This is a genomic window from Streptomyces racemochromogenes, from assembly GCF_044129415.1.
Lineage (GTDB): Bacteria > Actinomycetota > Actinomycetes > Streptomycetales > Streptomycetaceae > Streptomyces > Streptomyces racemochromogenes_A.
This window is the reverse complement of the sequence record NZ_JBBDHD010000002.1, coordinates 86,459-107,039: the sequence shown is the minus strand read 5'-3', so window position 1 is coordinate 107,039 and position 20,581 is coordinate 86,459. Positions and strand designations below refer to the sequence as shown.

The following is a 20,581-nucleotide window of genomic DNA, read 5'->3' as shown; positions in this document are numbered from 1 at the left end:
CCGCCATGAGCGAGGACCTGTGGCCCCCGCACGCCCTGGACGATCCGGAAGTCGGCGCTCCGCCGGTGCCCTCCGCGTCCGGCGGCGTCACCCTGGTCATCCCGACGTTCAACGAGTCCGCGAACGTCGACGAGTTGCTCCGCCGGCTGCGCGACGCCCTGCCCGCGAGCCCGCCCTGCGAGGTGCTGTTCGTCGACGACTCCACCGACGACACCCCGGCCGTCATCGAGAAGGCCGCCGCCGACTGCCCCTTCCCGGTGGCCGTCCTGCACCGCGACTCCCCGGCCGGGGGCCTGGGCGGAGCCGTCGTCGAGGGCATCGGCCGGGCCGGCTCCGAGTGGATCGTCGTCATGGACGCCGACCTCCAGCACCCGCCGCACCTGGTCCCCGAGCTGGTCGCCGAGGGCGACCGCACCGGGGCCGACCTCGTCGTCGCCTCCCGCTACCTGCCCGGCGGCAGCCGGGCCGGACTGGCCGGCGGCTACCGCGTCGCCGTCTCGCGCGGCGCGACCTGGCTGGCCAAGGGGCTCTTCCCGCGGGCCCTGCGCGGCATCAGCGACCCGATGAGCGGCTTCTTCGCCCTGCGCCGCTCGGCCGTCACCGGCGCCGTCACCGGCGGGGTGCTCAAGCCGCTCGGCTACAAGATCCTGCTGGAGCTGGCCGTCCGCCTCCGGTTCTCGCCGGGAGGTGCCCCCGGGCGGCCGCTGAAGACCGCCGAGGTGCCGTTCGTCTTCCAGGACCGCTTCGCCGGCGAGTCCAAGTCCACCGCCCGCGAAGGGCTGCGCTTCCTGACCCACCTGGCCGCCCTCCGCTCGGCGAGCCCGCTCGCCCGGATGATCGGCTTCGGTCTGATCGGGCTCTCCGGCTTCGTCCCCAACCTCCTCGCGCTGTGGCTGCTCACCCACGCCGGGGCGCAGTACCTGGCCGCCGAGGTCGTCGCCAACCAGGCGGGGGTGCTGTGGAACTTCCTCCTCATCGAGGCCCTCCTCTTCCGCGACCGCCGCCGCCACCGGCACTGGGCGGACCGCGTCGGGCGCTTCGCCCTCCTGGCCAACGCCGACCTGCTGCTGCGCATCCCGCTGATCGCCCTGTTCGTCGGCCGGTTCGGCCTCGGCGTACTGCCCGCGACGGCTCTGGCGCTGGTCACCACCTTCGTGCTGCGTTTCGCCGCCACGGAGGCCCTCGTCTACCTGCCGCGCGGGCCGCGCGCGGCGGCCCGCACCCGTTCCACGACCAGGAGTTGAGCCGCACCGAAAGGACCACCGCATGCCAAGGACGATCCGACGGAGGGCGGGGCGCAGGGCCGCGCTGGCCGCCGTCGGGGCGATGACCGCAGGCCTGCTGCTCACCGCCCCCCAGCCGGCCACGGCCGGAGCGCCCAACCTGCTCGGCAACCCCGGTTTCGAGACCGCCGGCGCGCCCGGCTCCGACATGCCGTCCTGCTGGTCCAAGTCGGGCTGGGGCGACAACGACTTCACCTTCGCCACCGTCACCGACGCCCACAGCGGCACCAAGGCCATGAGGGTCTCGCTCACCCGCCGCGTGGACGGCGACCGCAAGGCCCTGGTCACCGAGAACACCACCTGCGCCCCCACGGTCGCGCCCGGGAGGCAGTACGACCTGTCCGCCTGGTACAAGTCGAACACCCCGGACGTGGCGGTGACCGTCTTCCGCCACGACACCGCGGCCGGCTGGCAGTACTGGACCGATCTGCAGAACCCGCCGGTCAGTGCCGCCTGGTCGCGCACCCAGGTGCGTACGCCCGCGGTCCCGCCGAACACCGACAAGATCGTCTGGGGGCTGTCCGTCTACGGCGTGGGCACCCTCACCACGGACGACTACGCGCTGGAGGAGGTGGGCGCCGTCCCGCCGCAGCCCACCTGTACGGGCACGGCGGAGGAGTGCGCGAAGGGCAAGTGGGAGGTGATGGGCACCCAGAACCCGGTGCGTTCGATGCATGCCGTGGTCCTGAGGAACGGCAAGGTGCTGCTGATCGCCGGCTCCGGCAACGACATCTCCCAGTTCAACGCCGGGACCTTCACCTCCGCCGTCTACGACCCGGTCGCCGGGACCGTGAAGACCGTCCCCACGCCGGTGGACATGTTCTGCTCGGGGCACGTGCAGCTGGCCGACGGCCGGGTGCTGGTGATGAGCGGCAACAAGGGCTACCCGTCCGTCGACGGCAGGATCGGCTACCAGGGGCTGAAGGACTCGTACGTCTTCGACCCGGCGACCGAGACGTACACCAGGACGAACGACCTGAACGGCGGGCACTGGTACCCGTCCGCGACCATCCTCGGCAACGGTGACGTGATCTCCTTCGGCGGGCTGAAGGAGGACTCCACCGGCAACGTCACCGCGGAGAGGTTCTCGGCGGCGCAGAACAAGTGGCTGCCGCTGAACCAGGTCAACCAGACCTGGTCGTACTGGGGCCTGTACCCGTCGATGATCCTCATGCAGGACGGCCGGCTCTTCTACTCCGGCAGCCACACCTTCGGCAACGGCACCGCCGGCTCCGGGGCCTCGGTCTACGACTACGACGCCAACACCATCACGGACGTGCCGGGTCTGCGCAGGAAGGACGAGCGCGACGAGTCGGCGAGCGTGCTGCTGCCCCCGGCCCAGGACCAGCGGGTGCTGACCATCGGCGGCGGCAACAACGAGACCAACCCGGCGGCGAACCGGCTCACCGACCTCATCGACCTGAAGAAGCCCAGTCCCGCCTACACCGCGGGCCCCGACCTCCCGCAGGGCCTCGTCGACACCGGTACGGGCAAGCGGCCGCAGACCGGGGCCGAGGGCAAGATGTACGTCTCCGCCGTGCTGCTGCCCGACGGCAGGGTGCTGGAGACCGGAGGCGGGCTGCACGACCGGGCCGACCCGGTGTTCGAGGCCTCCTTCTTCGACCCCCGGACCGACACCTACCAGCCGGGCCTGGCCACCGATCCCATCCCGCGCACCTACCACTCGGGGGCGTTCCTGCTGCCCGACGGGCGGGTCATGTCGGTCGGCGACAACCCGGGCAACGGCACGTACAACCACGCGGTGTCGGTCTACACGCCGCCCTACCTGTTCAAGGGGCCGCGCCCGAAGCTCACTTCGGTGATCGACACCGAGTGGGTGTACGGGGACACCCAGCGGATCACCGTCGACCGGCCCATCGCCAGGGCGGAGCTGATCCGGCCGGCGGCGGTCACCCACTCCTCCGACCCGAACCAGCGGTTCGTCGACCTGCCGATGACCGTGGTCGACGGCACCACCATCGACCTCCACGTCACCGGCAACCCCAACCTGGCGCCGCCCGGCTGGTACATGCTCTTCGGCGTCGACGCGGCCGGCGTCCCGTCCGTCGCGACCTGGGTGCACCTGGGCGGGGCCCCCTCCCTGGCGGCCGCCGGGCAGCGGCCCGCGGCGCACGAGCACACCTTCGCGAACGAGCTGGCCGCGCCGAAGGAGAACCCCGGGCAGCGGGCCTCCGTCCCCGTCGCCCCCGCCGTGGCGGGCTGCGACCGGCACTACGGGTCGGTGAACGTGTGCGTCCCGACGGCCTTCCCGGCGGAAGTGGCGAAGACCACACCGGCGCGTTGCGCGTGGCTGGCCGCGCACCGCTTCCCGAAGCGGATGAAGGTCAACGGCAGCGACCCGCTCCGTCTGGACGCCGACGGGGACGGCTACACCTGCTAGCCGCCCGTACGGAGAGGGGCCCCGCCGCGTGCTGCGGCGGGGCCCCTCCATGAGATGCGCCCGGAATGCGGCCTCCGGGCGGCCGTGCGATAACGGCAGGATGAAGCGCTCCTCAGTGCGAGTAGGCGGCCAGCGAGATGCCGACGTAGTGGGCCACGAAGGCCGCCAGCGTCAGGGAGTGGAAGACCTCGTGGAAGCCGAAGAAGCGGGGCGAGGGGTTCGGGCGCTTGATCCCGTAGATCACTCCGCCCGCGCTGTAGAGGAGGCCGCCGACGATCACCAGCACCAGGACCGCGATGCCGCCGGTGCGCATGAAGTCGGGCAGGAAGAAGACGGCGGCCCAGCCCATCGCTATGTAGCAGGGGGTGTAGAGCCAGCGCGGGGCGCCGACCCAGAAGACGCGGAAGGCGATGCCGGCGGCGGCCGCGAGCCATACCGCCCACAACAGGGTCCGCCCGGTGGAGTCCGGCAGCAGCAGGACGGTGAGCGGGGTGTAGGTGCCCGCGATGATCAGGAAGATGTTGGCGTGGTCGAGCCGGCGCAGCACCGCCTCGCCGCGCGGTCCCCAGGTCCCGCGGTGGTAGACGGCGCTGACTCCGAAGAGCAGGCAGGCGGTGAGGATGTACACCCCGCACGCGACCCGCGCGCGCGTCGAGTCGGTGAAGGCCATCAGCACGAGGCCGGCGACCACCACGGCCGGGAACATCCCGGTGTGCAGCCAGCCGCGCATCAGCGGCTTGGCTTCCGGGGCTGCGCGTTCGGCCGGTGCGGGAGCTGCGGCAGCGGCGTCAGAAGTCATGGTCGTCATGCTACCTACGGTTCCGTAGGTTTCCGTTAGTCCTCTTTACGGAAGATTGACTGACGTGGCGATGCTCACGTGAGAGGCCCCCTGGACATATGCGCACATCCACCGGATGATCAGATGAGTGCGGTCGACACCGGATGAGCGGAGCGCGAAGCGTCCGGGTCGCGGCCCCCACGGGGCATACACCAAACAAACCCCTCAACAAGGAGCAATCGTGGCGCGCGACAACGCGGCTCCCACCCCTTCCCTCCCGACGACGCACCAGGAGCTGATCTCCTGGGTCGACGAGATCGCGGCGATCACCCAGCCCGACCGCGTCGTCTGGTGCGACGGTTCCGAAGCCGAGTACGAGCGCCTGTGCGAGGAGCTCGTCGCCAAGGGCACGTTCAAGAAGCTCGACGAGACCAAGCGCCCGAACTCGTACTACGCCGCCTCCGACCCCTCCGACGTCGCGCGCGTCGAGGACCGGACCTTCATCTGCTCCGAGAAGGAGGAGGACGCGGGCCCGACCAACCACTGGAAGGCCCCTTCCGAGATGAAGGAGCTCTTCGCCGGTGAGAAGGGCATCTTCCGCGGCTCCATGAAGGGCCGCACGATGTACGTCGTGCCCTTCTGCATGGGCCCCCTGGGCTCCGAGCTCTCCGCGATCGGCGTCGAGATCACCGACTCCGCCTACGTCGCGGTCGCCATGCGCACCATGACCCGCATGGGCAAGGCCGTCCTCGACGAACTCGGCACCGACGGCTTCTTCGTCAAGGCCGTCCACACCCTCGGCGCCCCGCTCGCCGAGGGCCAGGCCGACGTGCCGTGGCCCTGCAACACCACCAAGTACATCTCGCACTTCCCCGAGACCCGCGAGATCTGGTCCTACGGCTCCGGCTACGGCGGCAACGCCCTGCTCGGCAAGAAGTGCTACGCGCTGCGCATCGCCTCCGTCATGGCGCGCGACGAGGGCTGGCTCGCCGAGCACATGCTGATCCTCAAGCTCACCCCGCCGGCCGGCGAGGGCGAGACCAAGTACGTCGCGGCCGCCTTCCCCTCCGCCTGCGGCAAGACCAACCTCGCCATGCTGGAGCCGACCATCCCCGGCTGGACGGTCGAGACCATCGGCGACGACATCGCCTGGATGCGCTTCGGCGAGGACGGCCGCCTCTACGCCATCAACCCGGAGGCCGGCTTCTTCGGCGTCGCCCCCGGCACCGGCGAGCACACCAACGCCAACGCCATGAAGACGATGTACGCCAACACCGTCTTCACCAACGTCGCGCTCACCCCCGACGGTGGCGACGTGTGGTGGGAGGGCATGACCGAGGAGCCCCCGGCCGAGCTCATCGACTGGCGCGGCAACCCGTGGACCCCGGAGTCCGAGACCCCGGCCGCCCACCCCAACGCCCGCTTCGCCGTCCCGGCCTCGCAGTGCCCGACGATCGCCCCCGAGTGGGAGGACCCCAAGGGCGTCCCGATCTCCGCGATCCTCTTCGGCGGCCGCCGCGCCTCCGCCGTCCCCCTGGTCACCGAGTCCTTCGACTGGAACCACGGCGTCTTCATCGGCTCGAACATCGCCTCCGAGAAGACCGCCGCCGCCGAGGGCAAGGTCGGCGAGCTGCGCCGCGACCCCTTCGCGATGCTGCCGTTCTGCGGCTACAACATGGGCGACTACATGGCCCACTGGGTCAAGGTCGCGGCCGACAAGGACCAGACCAAGCTCCCGAAGATCTACTACGTGAACTGGTTCCGCAAGAACGACGCGGGCAAGTTCGTGTGGCCCGGCTTCGGCGAGAACAGCCGCGTCCTGAAGTGGATCGTCGGCCGTCTCGACGGCACCGCCGAGGGCGTCGAGACCGCGATCGGCGTCCTGCCGACCAAGGCCGCCCTCGACCTCGACGGCCTCGACATCTCCGACGAGGACCTCGACTTCCTCCTCACCGTCGACAAGGACGTGTGGCGCGAGGAGGCCGCCCTGGTCCCCGAGCACCTCAACACCTACGGCGACCACACGCCGAAGGAACTGTGGGAGCAGTACCACGCGCTCGTCGAGCGCCTGGGCTGAGCCCGATGCCCGCCCCGGTGCGGCGGGCCACCTGAACGTGGGAGTCCCCGACCAAGGTTCTCCCACCGCTGTGGGAATCCCCGACCAAGGCTTTCCCAGAGCAGCACACGCCCTGCCGACGGGCGGGGGCCACTGTCCCGGCCGCCGCCCGTCACACCCTCAGGAGCGCCCGCGCTCTTCAAGGTAGGCCGTGTGCGTCTGCTGACGGCGGGCCTCCCTGTCCTGGAGGCCCGCCGTCAGGCGTTCCGCCTCGTCGGACAGCACCGACAGCTGCCGCTCCAGGTGCCGCTCCGGCGACTCCCCGCCCGGCGTCAGCCGGGTCCACCAGCGGGTCCGGTTGTACGTGTCCACGCATTCCGGCACGTCCAGCCGGATCGCCCGCGACAGCGCGTGCACCGCGTCCGGCTCCGTGGCCAGGGCCTCCACCCCCCGGCCCGGCTCCAGCAGCGCCGCGTACAGGTCCAGCAGCTCGCCCAGCTTGCCCTCGGCGGCCGGCGGCAGCTCCACCTCCGCCCCGTAGTCCCGCAGCCGGCCCAGGTCCTCCCGTACGGCCTCCAACTGCTCGGCCGTACCCGGGAACAGCGGGACGGGGGCCCGCTCGGGCGGGGCGATCAGCGCGCCCGCCCCGTACAGGCCCGCGACCACCACCGGCCAGTACGCGCCCGCCGCCCCGGCCACCGTCAGCGCCAGGCCGGCCAGTCCGCAGGCGCTGCCGACCAGGTTCTTCTTCGACTCCAGGTAGCCGAGCACCCGGGCCGGCGGCCTACTGGTAGCCACGGATCTCCTCGAAGGCCCCGTCCAGCGCGTGGTTGCCGTGGGTGGCGTCGAAGAGCCGGCCGCCCGTCAGCTCGGTGATGTGGGAGAGCTCCTTGCGGTCCGAGTCCCCGAACAGGACGGCGAAGACCGGCGTGTGCTTCTGCCCCTCCGGGAGGCCGGCGTAGAAGGAGTCGAAGTCCTGCACCCTGTCCCCGCTCTGCCCGTCCGTCATGAGCACGATGGAGGTGAACGCGTCCGCGTTGCCCTGCCCCAGGTGCCGGTAGGCCGCCTTCAGGCTCCCGTACACCGCCGTACCGCCATCGGGGCGCAAGGACTTCACGTCCCCCCGGATCGCGTCCAGGGCGGGCCCCGGGTTCCCGGGCTCCACGACGTGCGTCAGCACCTGCTTCACCTTGTCGCCGAACGGCAGGAGCGTCACCTCCTCGCGGTCCCGGAAACGCCGCCCCGGACCGGAACTCCCCGTCCCGGTCAGGTCCGTGAGCGCGTCCCGCAGCCGGCCGATGCGGTTGTCCTCGCCCATCGAGCCCGAGGTGTCGAGCACGTACACCGTGCGGGAGGGCCGGCGCAGCTCGTTCTCGTACGAGGCCAGCAGCCCGTCCGCGACCGAACGCGAGCCGGGGAACGGCAGCTCCCGCCGCTTCTCCGTGTCCAGCCCGGCAGCCGGCGCCACCCCGGCCGCCACCGGGCGGCGGAAGGTCCGCGCGGTGATGGCCCGCTGCGCCGCGTCACCCCGCAGGTACTCCGTCAGCCGCCGGCCCGACTCCCGGGCCCCGGCGGGGGCGGAGGTCAGGAGCGTCAGCGGGTAGTGGGCGGTGACCACCCCGTCCTTGGGACGGATCACGGTCAGCGGCGCCTTGCCGGCTCCCGCGTCCTTGTTCATGGAGAGCAGCACCGACTCGTAGTTCACGAGGGCGTCGACGTCACCGCGCCTGGCGTACGCCGTCGCCAGCCAGCCCGAGGAACCCGAGGTCAGCTTCTGCCCGTTGAAGAAGCCCTTCAGCCGGGGCCGGGCCTTCTTCACGTCCTCGTCGGTGAGCGCCGCCTGCGCCCCCGAGAGCCCCGAGGCCACCGACACGAGGGCCGAGAAACCGGAGTTGGAACGCACCGGATCCGTCATCCCGTACGTCAGCTTCCCGGCGGCCACGGCCTCCTCGACCGCCGCCCAGGTCACCTCCTGCGGCTTCCAGCCGAGCCGCGACAGCGCCTCCGGCTTGATGCCGAGGGCGACCGGCGAGGACATCACCGGGGTCTCGTTGGCGAGTTTGGCGGCCGCCTCCGGGCGCAGGCGGAGGTAGTCGTTGGAGGAGAGCCAGATCGCGTCGTACCTGCCGTCCGCCGTGCCCGAAGCCACCTGCTCGGCCGCGTCGAGCGTCCCCGACCAGGCGAAGTCGACGGAGACACCGGTGGCGGCCTCGGCGTCCCTGAGGAGCGGAGCCATGTCGGCGAGCTCGCTGGAGGCCAGGACGCGCAGCCTGCCCTCCTTGTACTCGGCCGAGAGCTTCTGCGAGGAGCCGGACGCCGTGCCGCCCTCCGGGCCCTCACCGGTGCAGGCCGCAGCCCCGAGCAGGGTCGCCGTCAGGGCCACGGCCGCCGCGAGGCGTCCGCGGATGCGCGCGGTGTGCCGCTTCATTCCCTACCGCCTTCCAGGGCGCTCGGTGTGCGGGTGCGGGCCAGGTACGCCGAGGCCGCCCGGAGCTCACCCGTCAGGGACGCGACCGTCGCCGCCATGTTCTCCGTGGCCTGGGCCTTGAAGGAGTCGATCGCGTCGAGGGTCTCGTAGATCTGGCCGAAGGCCGTGCGCAGCGTCTCCGCCCCGACCGCCGGGTCCGCGGCGATCCGCTGGATCTCCCCGCTCTGGTACGCCAGCATGTCGGCGTTCCCGCGGATCAGGTCCTCGGTGGTCCCGCGCAGCGCGTCGACCTGCTCGACGACCCTGCGCTGGCTGTCGAGGGCGGAGGCCAGCATCACCGCGATGCGCAGGGCCGAGACGGTGGTGGTCGCGGCCCGGTCGACGCCCTTGATCAGCTCGTCGTTGTTGCGCCGGACCACGTCCATGGCCAGGTAGCCCTGGGCGCAGACGGCCAGCTGGGTCAGCAGGTCCTGGTGCTTCTGGCGGACGGGGAACAGTACGTCGGAGCGGAGCGCGTCCGCCTGGCCGGGGTCGGTGCGTTCCGCCTCGGCGATCCGCTGCTCGACGGCGGCGTCCAGGGCCTCGGTGAGGACCGCGTACTCCTGGAGCCTGCCCATGGTCTCCCAGAGCCGGGCCCGCTCGGTGTGCAGGGCCGCGTTGTCGCGGCGCAGCTCGTCCTGGCCGCCGCGCAGGGCCTGCACGATCCGGTCGAGGGTGTCCTGGGAGGAGGCGTACTTGGCGACGTGGTCCCGCAGCCGGTTGCCGCCGGGCAGCTTCGCGAGCAGCCTGCGGGCCCCCTTGGCGGGGGCGCCTGCCCGCGGGTCGAGGTCCTCGACGGTACGGCGCAGCTCCACCAGGGAGCCGGCGACCCGGGCCTGGGCGTCACCGCCGCCGTCCGAGCCGATCGAACGTACGGCCCGCTCCAGCATCCGGTGGGACTGGCCGGCGGCGGTGCGCATGTCGACGGCGCCGAGTGCGGTGATGTCGTCGACACGGGCCGCGAACTCGGGGGAGCGGGCGTCGATCCCGGAGAGCCGGCCGACGTACTCCCCGGCCCGGCGGGCCATCTCGTCGCGCACGCCCTCGGCGAGCGGCACCAGGCCGGAGGCCTGCTCCCGCTGCACGGCGGGCACGGGCTCGGGCGCCGTCAGGACGAGCGGGCTCCCGGTGCTTCCGGCCCGGTCCCCGGGCGGTGGCGTCAGCGGTGGTGTCGTCATGCGTGGTCCCCCTGGCCCTTGGCGCGGGCGGCCAGCGCCATCAGCACCTTGACGGTCGGAGCGCCCACCTGCCGGATCCCGGTCAGGCCCGGGTTGAGGTAGCCGGCGTAGGGGGCGGTGGCGGCGGTGAACTCGGCGACGCCCTCCTGCGGGCGGAACCCGTGGCGCAGCGCGAGCCGGCGGAGCTTCGGATCGGTGGCGAGCAGGGCGCCGAGCTCCTTGCTCCTGTCGTTGAGCGGCACGAAGGTGTGCGGGGAGTTGACGGTGGTGTCCGGGTAGAGCACGACCATGCCGGCGACCTCGGCGTTCGTCTGCTCCTGCATCAGCAGGGAGGCCACCTGGGACTCGTACGCCAGGATCAGCGGCTCGCCGCTGCCGCTGATGAACGCGCGGAACGGGTCGTCGGTGGAGGGCTCCAGGGCCCCCTGGACCTGGACCAGCTTGCGCAGGAGGGGCGCGGTGCGGGTGATGCCGGCGTCGTCCGAGACGACCGTGCCGCCGTTGGCGACGTTGGAGGTGGCGGCGATGAACAGGGCGCCGGAGTTGGAGGTGGCGGGGTCGGTGGTCTTGACGAACAGGGTGCCGGTCAGCTCGGCGTAGGCGCCCGAGCCGTTCAGCTGCTGCCAGGTCCGGTCCTCACCGGCCGCCTTGAGGTAGGGGCCCATGAGGAGGGTGCCGGTGTTCTTCCCGTTCATCTTGACGAGCCCGTTGTCCGCGAGGACCTTCGCGGCGTTGGCGCGGGCGATGACGACGAGGGGGGAGAAGAACGGCTTGGCGGTCTGCGCCCCCTTCACCCCGGCCGCGGCCTCGATCTCCTGCGCGGGCTCACTGCTGCTGGGGAAGGCGAAGTCGAACTCCTTGAGGGCCAGCTGGTCCATGGCCCAGGAGCCCGAGGTCTCCGTCTTCACGGTGTAGCCCTTGGCTGCAAGGGCCTTGACGACGTCGGGGTCCCGGAAGAACTCGGACTTCTCCGACCCGATGACGCCACGCACGGTCTTCGTTGCCGTGCCCTCTGTTCCGTTCCTTCCCAGCACGACGACGGCGATCACGCCGCCCAGGAGAAGGACCGCCAGAGCGATTCCAAGGATGCGTCTCACGGGTGCAGCCTGCTCACGGAAACCCACATTCCGCGCGGAGGCGGGTGAACGGAAGGTGTCCGGACGGTCCCGCTTCGAAATGCTGTGTGAGCGGGTGGGTGCTGGCGGCGTGCCCGTCGCGACGGGAGGATCAGGGCATGGCACTGAAATGGCAGGGCTGGCTGGTCGCCCTCGTCGGCCTGGCCGGACTCCTGGTGTTCGCCCCGCTGGGCCTGTACGTCTGGGCCAGCAGCCCGTCCCCCCGCCCGGCCGCCGCGGCCGCCGCGCCCGTGCGGGTGGAGGTCGCCGACTGCCGCGTCGACCCGGTGAGCCGGCGGGTCCTGGCGGTGGTGGAGGCGCGGGGCGGGCAGGGCGCGTACGTGGTCACGGTCGAGTTCCGCGACCGGCCCCCGTCCGCGGGGGACGCCGACGCCCGCCTGTCCCGGTCTCTGGTCCGCCTCCCGGGCCTCACCCCGGCCGCCCCGCCGGCCCGCACGGAGGCCGTCGGCCCGGTCTGGCCCCCGGCGACGGTCCCGTGGTGCGGGGTGGCGGCGGTGGCGGAGGAGGGGGGAGGCGGGGCCGCCCGCCCCTCCGCCGTCAGTGGCCCCAGGTGACGTCGGTGCGTCCCGACTGGTGCCCCGTGGGCTGGTCCAGCGGAATGGTCACGCCGGTGTCGGTGCCGTAGGCGGAGACGTGGTGCGGTGCGGAGGGCCCGCCCGTGGTGAAGGACTGCGCCGCACCCAGGGCACCGACGGCGATGACGGCGGCGGCCACGGTCTTGGCGATACGAGTGGCGAACAAGGACATCGGATTCCCCCTGAGCACGAGCGCTGCTGCTGTTTGCGTCCCGGGCACCCGCCCGGCTTTCGGTCCCGGCCGGTCTCGCCTGCCGATGGCCCCACTCTGCTGGGACTTCAGAACGGGTGGAAGAGGTTCACGGTGGACGGATCCTGCACCTGCATATCCCGTCCATCGGAGCGCAGCACCGCGTTCCAGTACTGCGGGACCAGGGCCGCGCCGAAGGACACCACGTCCACCCCGGCGAGCGAGGGGTGCGCGTGCAGCGCCCGGTGGCAGACGTCCGAGGCGGCCTGCTCCGCGACGTCCAGTGAGGGCGCGGTCAGGTAGAAGCCCACGACCGGACCGCCCGCCGCGTCACCGTGCGCGCTGACGTGTTCCAGGCCGTCCCCGTCGCGCGCACACCCCAGGAACAGCTGTGCCGCGTCCGGGGGCAGGGGAGCGTGGTCCGGGACCCGAAGCCGGGCGTGCACGAGATACATGCCGCCCATCCTCCGCAGCGCCCACCCGCGCGGTACAGGCCGCCACAGGGGACTGTTTATGCCAGAACAGGAACCGACCAGGGGCGGTTGGTGCCTTCGTATAGTTCCCTCCAGCCGCACGTGTACTAACATCTGGGGGCATCGCCATGCTGGAACTGCTGGGGCTCGACGCCGAAGCGGAACGCGTCTACCGGGCACTTCTCGCCCACCCCGGGGACGGGGTGGCCGCACTCTCCCAGCGGCTCGCACTTCCCGAGCAGGACCTGCGCGCCTGCCTCGACCGGCTCAGCCGCCTCGCCCTGGTCCAGCCCTCGGCCCGGGAAGGCATCGGCTTCCGTCCGCTGGACCCCGAAGACGCCATGGAACTGCTGCTCGCCCGCCAGCAGGCCGAACTGGCCGCCCACCAGCAGAAGGTGGAGGCCTCCCGGGCCGCCGCCGCGCAGCTCATCGCCGAATGCGCCTCGATGCGTCCGCGCGGCGCCACCGCCGGGGCCGAGAGCCTGCACGGGCCGGAGGAGATACGCGACCGGCTGGCCCGGCTCGCCGCCCACACCCGCCACGAGATCATGACGTTCGCGCCCGGCGGCGCCCACACCGCCGCCGACCTCGAAGCCAGCCGCGGCCCCAACGCCGAACTCCTGGGCCGCGGCATCACCATGCGCACCGTCTACCTCGACAGCGTCCGCAACCACCAGCCCACCCTCGACCACGTGGACTGGCTGCACCGCCACGGCGGCCAGGTGCGCACCGCCCCCACCCTGCCGGTACGGATGATCATCTCGGACCGCCGTGAGGCCGTCCTCCCGCTCGACACCAACGACGCCCAGGCCGGCGCGGTCGTCCTCACCTACGAGGGGACCATCGCCGCGCTGTGCGCCCTGTTCGAAAGCATCTGGCAGAGCGCCAACCCCCTGGGCACCGCCGTGGAACGCAACATGGACGGCCTCACCCGCCAGCACCGGGAGTCGCTCCACATGCTCCTCCAGGGACTCACCGACGAGGCCATCGCCAAACGCCTCGGGGTCTCCCCGCGCACCGCCCGACGCATCGCCGCCGAGCTCATGGAGGCGCTGGAGGCCCGCAGCCGCTTCCAGGCCGGCGCGCACGCCGTCCAGAACGGCTGGCTCCCCGCCACCCGCATCTGAGCCCCCGGCTCCCTCCCTCCGCCCCCGCGAAAGCCGCGTCCCCGTCGGGACGCGGCTTTCGCCGTTCCCCGGCCCTTTCCGCCCAGGTGGCGGTGGACGGGATATGCCATTGCAGAATCCGTCCACCGGAAAGGACTTCCAGCGGTCTTCGAGGACCGGCACAGTAGAGGCATCGGCAGGGAACACCGGCCGAAAACGCAAAACCCGGAACGGTGAAGGGAGGTGAACGAAATGATCGACATCCAGGACATCGAGGTCATGGCCGAGGCGCTGACCTGCGGCAGCTACAACAAGGGCTGAACGCGGGCAGGGTGAAGCCTGCCGGCGGACGTGTCCGGCACATCGGATTCAGGAGAAGAGGTGAACGAAATGATCGACATCCAGGACATCGAGGTCATGGCCGAGGCCCTGACCTGCGGCAGCTACAACAAGGGCTGACCAATTGTGAGGGCGCGCTCCGGAGACGGAGCGCGCCCCCGCCGTACCCGTACCCGGAAGCCGGGGGGAGAGGAAAAGAAATGCAGACGACAGTCCAAGCGGTCCGCCCGGTCCGTGACGACCTGCTCCGCGTGGGCGGGGCATTCACGCCGGGATTTCTTGACCCGGACCCGTCCCGGAGGCTCGCCATCGTCGGCGAAAACCCCTTCCTGGAATTCGGGTTCAATGAATGGAGGAAATGGGAGGGCCTCGACGGGGTGCCGGCGGTCCCGGAATTCTCCCTCCACCTCGGCCGTACGGCGATCTGCGAGGGCCCGCGCGAACAGGCCCGCTACATCGACTACGTGATGGACCAGTCGGCCACCCGCCGCAACAAGCCGACCTCCATCGGAGTCCACGTCACCGGCGACCGGGCCCTCGGGGGCGGATCCTTCGGACTCCACTCGTACTTCACCGGCACCAAGGAGGAGGAGCAGCGGGCCGTCCGCTTCCTCTCCGACCTCCACCGGACCTCCGGCCTGCCCGTCTGGGTCGAGAACGCCAACTGCTACTCCGCCTCCGCCCGCGGGATCCTCGACGCCTGGCAGGCGGTCACGCGCATCTGCGAGAGCACCGGCACCGGCCTCATCGTCGACCTGGCCCACCTCTACATCGACGCCGTCAACTGCGGTGTCCCCGTGGAGGTGCTGCTCGGCGCGATCCCCTGGTCCCAGGTGGTCGAACTCCACCTGTCCGGCGTCCGCACCGGCCGCGACGGCACCCTCCACGACGGCCACTCCGAGGCGGTCCACGAAGGTGTCTGGTCACTGCTCGACACCGTGCTGGACCAGCGGCTGATCACCGAGACCGAACCCGTCACCGTGATCGTCGAGCACGCGGACCTCACCTGGACGGACCGCGCGGACCAGTACTACGCCGACTTCGCCCGCGCGGAATCCGTCCTGGAACGCCACCGGCGGGCCATCACCGGCGGGGCCGCGGACACCGAGCCGCACGACTACGGCGTCCCCTACTGCCGCGCCTACCTCCGCCAGCTGTGCAACGGATGGATCCCGGGCCTCGCACAGGCCTCCGAACAGCGCGGCCTCTCCTACACCGACCTGTTCGACCAGTGGGTGGACGACGTCCGCGCCCGCGGCAAGCGCATCGTCCTCAACCTCGACGAGATCCCGCCGGCCGAACGCCCCGGCGCGGTCAGCGCCCCCCAGGACCTGCTGGCCTACGCCAAGGAGAAGCTGCGCTGATGCTGATCGGTGTCAACGTCACCTCACCGGACACCCTCGGGATGGCCTGCGCCCTGCGCGACTCGGGGCACCTCGACTTCGTCGAGGTCCTCATCGACGGCTTCGCCCACCTCGACCCCGCGGAGTTCCGCCGCACGGTCGGCGACCTCCCGGTCGGCTGCCACATCATGCTCTCCCGGTTCCTCGACCCGGACCGGGCGCGCCTCGACCGCTACCTGGACCTGGTGAACCGGTGGCAGGAGGACTGCGGCCTCCTCTACGTCAGCGACCACATCGCCCACTTCTCCCACAACGGCCAGCCGCTGCCCCTCGCCCAGGAGGTCGACTACGCCGCCTGGCAGCCGGTCGTCGACTCCGTGCGCGCCTGGCAGGAGGAGCTCGGCACCACCCTCGCCGTGGAGAACTTCCCCTCGCAGACCCCCTCCGTCATCCCCCAGGCCCGTGCCTACGCCGAGCTGACCGCGGCCACCGGATGCGAAGTCCTCATGGACGTGTCCAACGCGGTGGTCGCCCAGCTCAACACCGGACAGCCCGCCGCCGCGTGGGCCGACGTGCCGGGCGTGGGCCGCAGGTTCCACCTGGCCGGCTACAGCCCCTCCCCGGCGGCCCCCTCCCTGGTCGTCGACAGCCACGACGCCCCCGTCAGCGACGAAACCCTGGACCTGGTGGCGCTGTTCGCCGGCCGCGCCGCACCGGACGCCACCCTCGTCGTCGAACGCGACGCCAACCACGACCTGGACGAATGGAGAACGGACCTTGACCGTACGCGCGCCGCAGTCGTCGCGGCTCGACGCCTGCATCAGCCCCACCGCCCGTGACTCCCTCGCCCCGGGGTCCCGCGACCGGTTGATCGCCCAGGAATCGCTGCGCATCCGCTGGCACCAGCTCTTCGACCGCATCCCGCTGCTGGCCGCACGGCTGCCGGACACCACCGACCTCTACGAGGCCTTCCTGGAGTGGGCGGTGGCCGCGGGCAGGCGCCTGGACTGGCGCATGCACCTGCACTTCCTCGAATTCCTGGAAGCCGGCGACGGCGAGGGCGCCGCCCTGCGGCCCCAGGACCACATCGAACTGCTCGCGGCCTCCGCCGCCCGCTGGTTCGCCTCACCGGACCACCGGCAGCGGGGCCTGGCCCTCACCACGGGCGCCACCGCCCCCAAGGTCGTCGTCGCGCTCAAAGGGCACGCGCCCCTGGAGCGTGGCCGCGTGAAACTGGCCGAGGTACCGGGACTGGAGGCGGCGCCCGGCATCCGCTGGTCGCTGTCCGGCCCCGGCGACTTCGCCGTCCTCACCTGGAACCCGCTGTGACCGGCGTGGCGGCCGGTCCGGCGGCCGGCGGGGCCGCCGATGCGGCTTCCGGCGCGGCCGCCGTCTCCGGCCCGTCGCTGGGGCGGCGGGTCCTCGCCCTGATGGGGCCGATGGTGATCGCGTCCGTCATGGGCCAGGCCATCGCCCAGACCGACCTGTGGGTGATCAGCACCCTGGGCGAACAGGCCGTGGCCGCCGCGGCCGTACCGCAGCGCCTGCTCCTCCTCGACGCGATCACCGCCATGGCCATGGGGCCCGTCGTCGGACTCTCCGTGGCGGGCGCCGTGTCGGCCCACGCCCGCCGGCGGGCGGTGCAGGGCGGTCTCGTCGGCGCCACGGCCGCCGGTCTGCTCATCGCGGCCGCCGGCCTCGCCGTGCTCCCGTACCTCCTGGACACCCTGGTCGCCGCACCCGGCATCCGTGACGACGCGCGGTCGGCCCTGCTGTGGCTGCTGATCGCCGCCCCGGTGCGCCTCGCCCAGTTCGTCGGAGCCATGGCGCTGTTCGCGCTGCGGCGCTCCCGCCCCCTGCTGCTCCTGTACGCCGTGGCCGTCGTCACCAACGCCGCGCTCGACTGGTTCTTCGTCCACGGCGCCGGACTCGGCTTCGCCGGCGCCTACGCCGCCACCTCCGTCATCGCCGCCCTCGAATGCGCCGTCACGGTGTGGCTGCTGCGCGACCACCTGTCCCTCCCGCTGCGGCTCCGCGACAGCGCACGCTGGCTGCGCCAGGTGGCCCGCAGCATGGTCACGGAGTGGGGGCACATGCTCTCGGTGATCGGCTTCGAACTGCTGCTGGTCCTCGCGCTGACCCTCAGGGCCTCCTGGGGGGACCGGCTCGCCGCGTTCTCCGCGGGCGCCGTCCTCACGGCGACCCTGCACATCCCGCTCACCGCCCTGGTCAACGCGACCGGCATGGTCTGCAAGGACGGCGCCCCCTCCGCCCGGGACTGGCGCGGCCTGCGCGGTGGCGTCCTGGCCGTCTCCGCGGCCGTCGCCGCGCTCGTCGCCGCGGCGGCCTGGACGGTACTGCCCGGGTTCTACGGCCTCCGCGGCACGGCCGCGACCTGGTTCGCCTGGCTGATGGCCGCCCAGGCCGCCGCCTTCCCCTTCCGCCTCCTCGCCGCCACGGCCGAAGGCCGCCACAAGGCCGCCGACCGCTTCGGGGTGGTCCTGCGCCTGCGCCTGCTCCAGGAGTTCGGCATCGCCCTGCCCGTCTTCGTGGCCGGCCTGCTGACGGACCACGCCGCCGTCGCCTGGTCGGGCCTCGTGCTGGGCGCGGCGGCCAACTGCTGGCTGCTGCGGACACCGGCACCGCAACCCGCACCGCCGGCCGGCGTGCCGAGGGACGGGACCCCCTGAGCGGTCTCGGGACGAACCACCGTGCGGCGGACTTGCTATGGTCGCGAGGACCGCCGGTCGGGGAGTAGTTCAGGGGGAATCGTGCAGCAGGACCCGTCGCAGCAGCCGGCCATGCCGCCGTACGCGCCGTACGCGCAGCCGGTACCTCCGGCGCCGGCCCCTTCGGGTACGTCCAAGGCCAAGGTGTGGGGCGCCATCGCCGCCGGGGTGAGCGCCGTCGCCGCCGTGGCCAGCGCCATCGCCGCCTTCACGAACAGCCCGTCGGCCGGCCCGTCCGCGCCGGCCGTGCCCCAGCCCGCCCCCGCCTCGACCGTGGGGGCGCAGCCCCCGGCGGCGAAGCCGGGCACCGGTGCCGCCGGTGCGGGGACGGTGCGCTGGTCGGGCAGGGTGGTCCTCGGCCTCGAAGGCCTCGACCTGTCACAGGTACCGCCGCGCACGGCGTCCGGGCTCGGCGCCCGGCCGGCGGCCGCGCGCAGCGGCAGCAGCTCGATGATGGTCAAGGGCACCGCCGTCCTGTGGACGGCCGCCGAGGCGCCCACCGCCCAGGGCTGCAAGGACCTGCTGGCGACCCAGTCGCGCAAGGAGGTCGTCGTGGCGGAAGGGGACAGCGTCTGCCTCGTCGACGAGAACTCCCCGATCGCCGTCCTGAAGGTCACCCGCACCTCCTACGAGGAGGGCTCCTACGGCCTGATCGAGGGCGACCTCACCACCTGGAACCTCCGCGCCGACCGCTGACCCCGCAGCAGGAGCAGCGCCTCCGGCGCCGTTTGGCGCCCGGCCCCGCGACGGCCCCGTGCGGGAGGTGTGGCGCCCGGTCCGGAGCCTCCGCGGCCCCGGACCGGGGCCGTCAGGGGGTGCCGGCCAGGTTGGCGGCGGCGGCGTGGGCGTCCATGCGCTGGGCGGCGAGGATGGCCACGGCGGTGTCGGCGCGGGAGGCGGCGACGAGGAGGGCGCGGGCGGCGAGGTCGTGGGCGCGGCGGTGCAGGGTGGCGGTGTCGGCACCCTCGGGCAGGGTCGGGTAGGTCATGCGCACCGGCCGCGAACCGCGCAGCCGGGTCACCTGCTCCGCGATGCGGGCGGCGCCGCCGTCCTCCAGCCCGAGCTCGTCGGTGACGGCGAGCAGGGCCGCGAGGTGCCCCGCGAGCTGGATGTCGAGGGCTTCGCCGCGGCTGCTCTGCGGGTACTGGGGTTCGCGATGGCTGCCGTCCACGACGTGGACGGCCGACTTGGAGCGGATCGGCTCGTACATGAGGAGGCCTCCTGCGGGGTCAGGAGACCATCCTACCTTGGATCCGTTCTAAAGTTGAGCTGTATCCGGACTCTGGGACGCCTCCCCGCCCGGCCCCGGTCAGTGCTGGCCGTAGCCGTCCAGGAAGCGGCCGATGCGGGTGACGGCGTCCGCGAGGTCCTTCGCGTTGGGCAGCGTCACGATCCGGAAGTGGTCGGGCTCGGGCCAGTTGAAGCCCGTGCCGTGCACGACCATGATCTTCTCGGCCCGCAGCAGGTCCAGGACCATCTGCCGGTCGTCCTTGATCTTGTAGACCGCCGGGTCCAGCTTCGGGAACAGGTACAGCGCGCCCTTCGGCTTCACGCACGTGACGCCGGGGATCTGCGTGAGCAGGTCGTACGCCGTGTCGCGCTGCTCCAGCAGCCGTCCGCCCGGGAGCACCAGGTCCACGATCGACTGCCGGCCGCCGAGCGCGGTGGCCACCGCGTGCTGCGAGGGCATGTTCGCGCACAGGCGCATGTTCGCGAGGATCGTCAGGCCCTCGATGTACGAGGCGGCGTGCTTCGTGGGACCGCAGACGGCCATCCAGCCGGCCCGGTACCCGGCGACGCGGTAGTTCTTGGACAGACCGTTGAAGGTGAGGACCATCAGGTCGGGGGCGATGGCGGCGGTGTTGGTGTGCGTGGCGCCGTCGTACAGGATCCGGTCGTAGATCTCGTCGGAGCAGACGATCAGGTTGTGGCGGCGCGCGATGTCCGTCAGGCCCCGCAGCATCTCGTCGTCGTAGACGGCGCCGGTCGGGTTGTTCGGGTTGATGATCACCAGCGCCTTGGTGCGGTCGGTGATCTTGCGCTCGATGTCCGCCAGGTCGGGCATCCAGTCGGACTGCTCGTCGCAGCGGTAGTGCACGGCCGTGCCGCCCGCCAGGCTGACCGACGCCGTCCACAGCGGGTAGTCGGGGGCCGGGACCAGCACCTCGTCGCCGTCGTCGAGCAGCGCCTGCATCGACATCTGGATCAGCTCGGAGACGCCGTTGCCGAGGTAGATGTCCTCGACGCCGAGCTCGATGCCCTTGGTCTGGTAGTGCTGCATGACCGCGCGCCTGGCCGACAGCAGGCCCTTCGCGTCCCCGTAGCCGTGGGCGTTGCCCAGGTTGCGGAGCATGTCCTCAAGGATCTCCGGCGGGCAGTCGAAGCCGAAGGCCGCGGGGTTGCCGGTGTTGAGTTTGAGGATGCGATGACCTGCCGCTTCGAGCCGCATCGCCTCTTCGAGGACGGGTCCGCGGATCTCGTAGCAGACATTGGCGAGTTTCGTTGACTGGATCACCTGCATGACGGG

The 20,581-nt window shown here is 72.0% G+C and carries 19 protein-coding genes; 10 read left to right on the top strand and 9 right to left on the bottom strand.

Translation table 11 applies throughout. The features are described 5' to 3' along the window. Positions 1–5: 5 nt before the first annotated feature. Positions 6–1,244 carry a glycosyltransferase gene (locus tag WDV06_RS01455; RefSeq protein WP_395507722.1) on the top strand — a complete coding sequence of 413 codons (1,239 nt, stop codon included), beginning with the start codon at positions 6–8 and terminating at the stop codon, positions 1,242–1,244. A gap of 22 nt (positions 1,245–1,266) precedes the next feature. Further along, positions 1,267–3,684 (top strand): galactose oxidase-like domain-containing protein, encoded by a 2,418-nt coding sequence (locus tag WDV06_RS01450; RefSeq protein WP_395507721.1) that lies wholly within the window; start codon positions 1,267–1,269, stop codon positions 3,682–3,684. A gap of 112 nt (positions 3,685–3,796) precedes the next feature. Here WDV06_RS01450 and trhA read toward each other — a convergent pair whose 3' ends face one another. Continuing rightward, positions 3,797–4,483, bottom strand: coding sequence for a PAQR family membrane homeostasis protein TrhA (gene trhA / locus WDV06_RS01445; RefSeq protein WP_395507720.1), 687 nt, complete (start codon positions 4,481–4,483; stop codon positions 3,797–3,799). A 220-nt stretch (positions 4,484–4,703) separates the two neighbouring features. On the opposite strand from trhA, the gene WDV06_RS01440 reads away from it, so the two are divergent. Further along, complete coding sequence (locus tag WDV06_RS01440) at positions 4,704–6,539, top strand: phosphoenolpyruvate carboxykinase (GTP) (protein WP_395507719.1); 1,836 nt, start codon at positions 4,704–4,706, stop codon at positions 6,537–6,539. A 159-nt stretch (positions 6,540–6,698) separates the two neighbouring features. On the opposite strand, the gene WDV06_RS01435 is transcribed toward WDV06_RS01440, so the two are convergent. The 4 genes from WDV06_RS01435 to WDV06_RS01420 are packed head-to-tail and all read right to left on the bottom strand — an operon-like array spanning position 6,699 to position 11,260. Further along, entirely contained in the window at positions 6,699–7,316 is a 618-nt protein-coding gene (locus tag WDV06_RS01435; protein ID WP_395507718.1) for a hypothetical protein, read from the bottom strand. Continuing rightward, on the bottom strand, positions 7,303–8,946 hold the full coding sequence (locus tag WDV06_RS01430; protein WP_395507717.1) for a substrate-binding and vWA domain-containing protein: 1,644 nt from the start codon (positions 8,944–8,946) through the stop codon (positions 7,303–7,305). The genes WDV06_RS01435 and WDV06_RS01430 overlap by 14 nt, the downstream gene beginning before the upstream one ends. After that, complete coding sequence (locus tag WDV06_RS01425; RefSeq protein WP_395507716.1) at positions 8,943–10,163, bottom strand: toxic anion resistance protein; 1,221 nt, start codon at positions 10,161–10,163, stop codon at positions 8,943–8,945. The genes WDV06_RS01430 and WDV06_RS01425 overlap by 4 nt, the downstream gene beginning before the upstream one ends. Next, the gene (locus WDV06_RS01420; RefSeq protein WP_395507715.1) at positions 10,160–11,260 is read right to left on the bottom strand and encodes a hypothetical protein; all 1,101 of its coding nucleotides are present in this window, start codon (positions 11,258–11,260) and stop codon (positions 10,160–10,162) included. Before WDV06_RS01420 ends, WDV06_RS01425 begins: the two co-directional genes overlap by 4 nt. A gap of 137 nt (positions 11,261–11,397) precedes the next feature. Between WDV06_RS01420 and WDV06_RS01415 the strand changes: the two genes are divergently transcribed. Beyond that, a complete protein-coding gene (locus WDV06_RS01415; protein ID WP_395507714.1) occupies positions 11,398–11,853 on the top strand; it encodes a hypothetical protein in 456 nt (151 codons plus the stop codon). Here the strand turns inward: WDV06_RS01415 and WDV06_RS01410 are convergent. Together WDV06_RS01410 and WDV06_RS01405 are read right to left on the bottom strand one after the other, a co-directional pair. After that, on the bottom strand, positions 11,837–12,046 hold the full coding sequence (locus WDV06_RS01410; protein ID WP_395507713.1) for a hypothetical protein: 210 nt from the start codon (positions 12,044–12,046) through the stop codon (positions 11,837–11,839). The two genes, WDV06_RS01415 and WDV06_RS01410, sit on opposite strands and share 17 nt — an antisense overlap. 107 nt (positions 12,047–12,153) lie before the next feature. Next, complete coding sequence (locus tag WDV06_RS01405; protein ID WP_395507712.1) at positions 12,154–12,519, bottom strand: hypothetical protein; 366 nt, start codon at positions 12,517–12,519, stop codon at positions 12,154–12,156. A 146-nt stretch (positions 12,520–12,665) separates the two neighbouring features. Between WDV06_RS01405 and WDV06_RS01400 the strand changes: the two genes are divergently transcribed. The 6 genes from WDV06_RS01400 (at position 12,666) to WDV06_RS01375 (ending at position 18,750) form a co-directional block, all read left to right on the top strand. Next, positions 12,666–13,664, top strand: coding sequence for a LuxR C-terminal-related transcriptional regulator (locus tag WDV06_RS01400; protein WP_395507711.1), 999 nt, complete (start codon positions 12,666–12,668; stop codon positions 13,662–13,664). Between the two features lie 518 nt (positions 13,665–14,182). After that, a complete protein-coding gene (locus tag WDV06_RS01395) occupies positions 14,183–15,346 on the top strand; it encodes a multinuclear nonheme iron-dependent oxidase (RefSeq protein WP_395507710.1) in 1,164 nt (387 codons plus the stop codon). Further along, complete coding sequence (locus WDV06_RS01390) at positions 15,346–16,164, top strand: multinuclear nonheme iron-dependent oxidase (protein WP_395507709.1); 819 nt, start codon at positions 15,346–15,348, stop codon at positions 16,162–16,164. Before WDV06_RS01395 ends, WDV06_RS01390 begins: the two co-directional genes overlap by 1 nt. Next, entirely contained in the window at positions 16,103–16,654 is a 552-nt protein-coding gene (locus WDV06_RS01385) for a hypothetical protein (protein ID WP_395507708.1), read from the top strand. The genes WDV06_RS01390 and WDV06_RS01385 overlap by 62 nt, the downstream gene beginning before the upstream one ends. Next, positions 16,651–18,015 (top strand): MATE family efflux transporter, encoded by a 1,365-nt coding sequence (locus WDV06_RS01380; RefSeq protein ID WP_395507707.1) that lies wholly within the window; start codon positions 16,651–16,653, stop codon positions 18,013–18,015. Before WDV06_RS01385 ends, WDV06_RS01380 begins: the two co-directional genes overlap by 4 nt. Positions 18,016–18,096: 81 nt before the next feature. Continuing rightward, on the top strand, positions 18,097–18,750 hold the full coding sequence (locus WDV06_RS01375; RefSeq protein WP_395507706.1) for a hypothetical protein: 654 nt from the start codon (positions 18,097–18,099) through the stop codon (positions 18,748–18,750). Positions 18,751–18,862: 112 nt separating this feature from the next. Here the strand turns inward: WDV06_RS01375 and WDV06_RS01370 are convergent, their stop codons facing one another. Together WDV06_RS01370 and WDV06_RS01365 are read right to left on the bottom strand one after the other, a co-directional pair. After that, positions 18,863–19,264 carry an SCO4983 family protein gene (locus WDV06_RS01370; RefSeq protein WP_395507705.1) on the bottom strand — a complete coding sequence of 134 codons (402 nt, stop codon included), beginning with the start codon at positions 19,262–19,264 and terminating at the stop codon, positions 18,863–18,865. A 99-nt stretch (positions 19,265–19,363) separates the two neighbouring features. Then, on the bottom strand, positions 19,364–20,575 hold the full coding sequence (locus WDV06_RS01365; protein ID WP_395507704.1) for a pyridoxal phosphate-dependent aminotransferase: 1,212 nt from the start codon (positions 20,573–20,575) through the stop codon (positions 19,364–19,366). Positions 20,576–20,581 lie beyond the last annotated feature (6 nt).

Bases quoted from the DNA above. Each gene is read 5' to 3' on its own strand.
- WDV06_RS01450 (WP_395507721.1), top strand. From the start codon at position 1,267: ATGCCAAGGACGATCCGACGGAGGGCGGGGCGCAGGGCCGCGCTGGCC.
- WDV06_RS01400 (WP_395507711.1), top strand. From the start codon at position 12,666: ATGCTGGAACTGCTGGGGCTCGACGCCGAAGCGGAACGCGTCTACCGG.
- WDV06_RS01390 (WP_395507709.1), top strand. From the start codon at position 15,346: ATGCTGATCGGTGTCAACGTCACCTCACCGGACACCCTCGGGATGGCC.
- WDV06_RS01395 (WP_395507710.1), top strand. From the start codon at position 14,183: ATGCAGACGACAGTCCAAGCGGTCCGCCCGGTCCGTGACGACCTGCTC.
- WDV06_RS01410 (WP_395507713.1), bottom strand. From the start codon at position 12,046: ATGTCCTTGTTCGCCACTCGTATCGCCAAGACCGTGGCCGCCGCCGTC.
- WDV06_RS01405 (WP_395507712.1), bottom strand. From the start codon at position 12,519: ATGTATCTCGTGCACGCCCGGCTTCGGGTCCCGGACCACGCTCCCCTG.
- WDV06_RS01425 (WP_395507716.1), bottom strand. From the start codon at position 10,163: ATGACGACACCACCGCTGACGCCACCGCCCGGGGACCGGGCCGGAAGC.
- WDV06_RS01430 (WP_395507717.1), bottom strand. From the start codon at position 8,946: ATGAAGCGGCACACCGCGCGCATCCGCGGACGCCTCGCGGCGGCCGTG.
- WDV06_RS01455 (WP_395507722.1), top strand. From the start codon at position 6: ATGAGCGAGGACCTGTGGCCCCCGCACGCCCTGGACGATCCGGAAGTC.
- WDV06_RS01365 (WP_395507704.1), bottom strand. From the start codon at position 20,575: ATGCAGGTGATCCAGTCAACGAAACTCGCCAATGTCTGCTACGAGATC.
- WDV06_RS01370 (WP_395507705.1), bottom strand. From the start codon at position 19,264: ATGTACGAGCCGATCCGCTCCAAGTCGGCCGTCCACGTCGTGGACGGC.
- trhA (WP_395507720.1), bottom strand. From the start codon at position 4,483: ATGACTTCTGACGCCGCTGCCGCAGCTCCCGCACCGGCCGAACGCGCA.
- WDV06_RS01415 (WP_395507714.1), top strand. From the start codon at position 11,398: ATGGCACTGAAATGGCAGGGCTGGCTGGTCGCCCTCGTCGGCCTGGCC.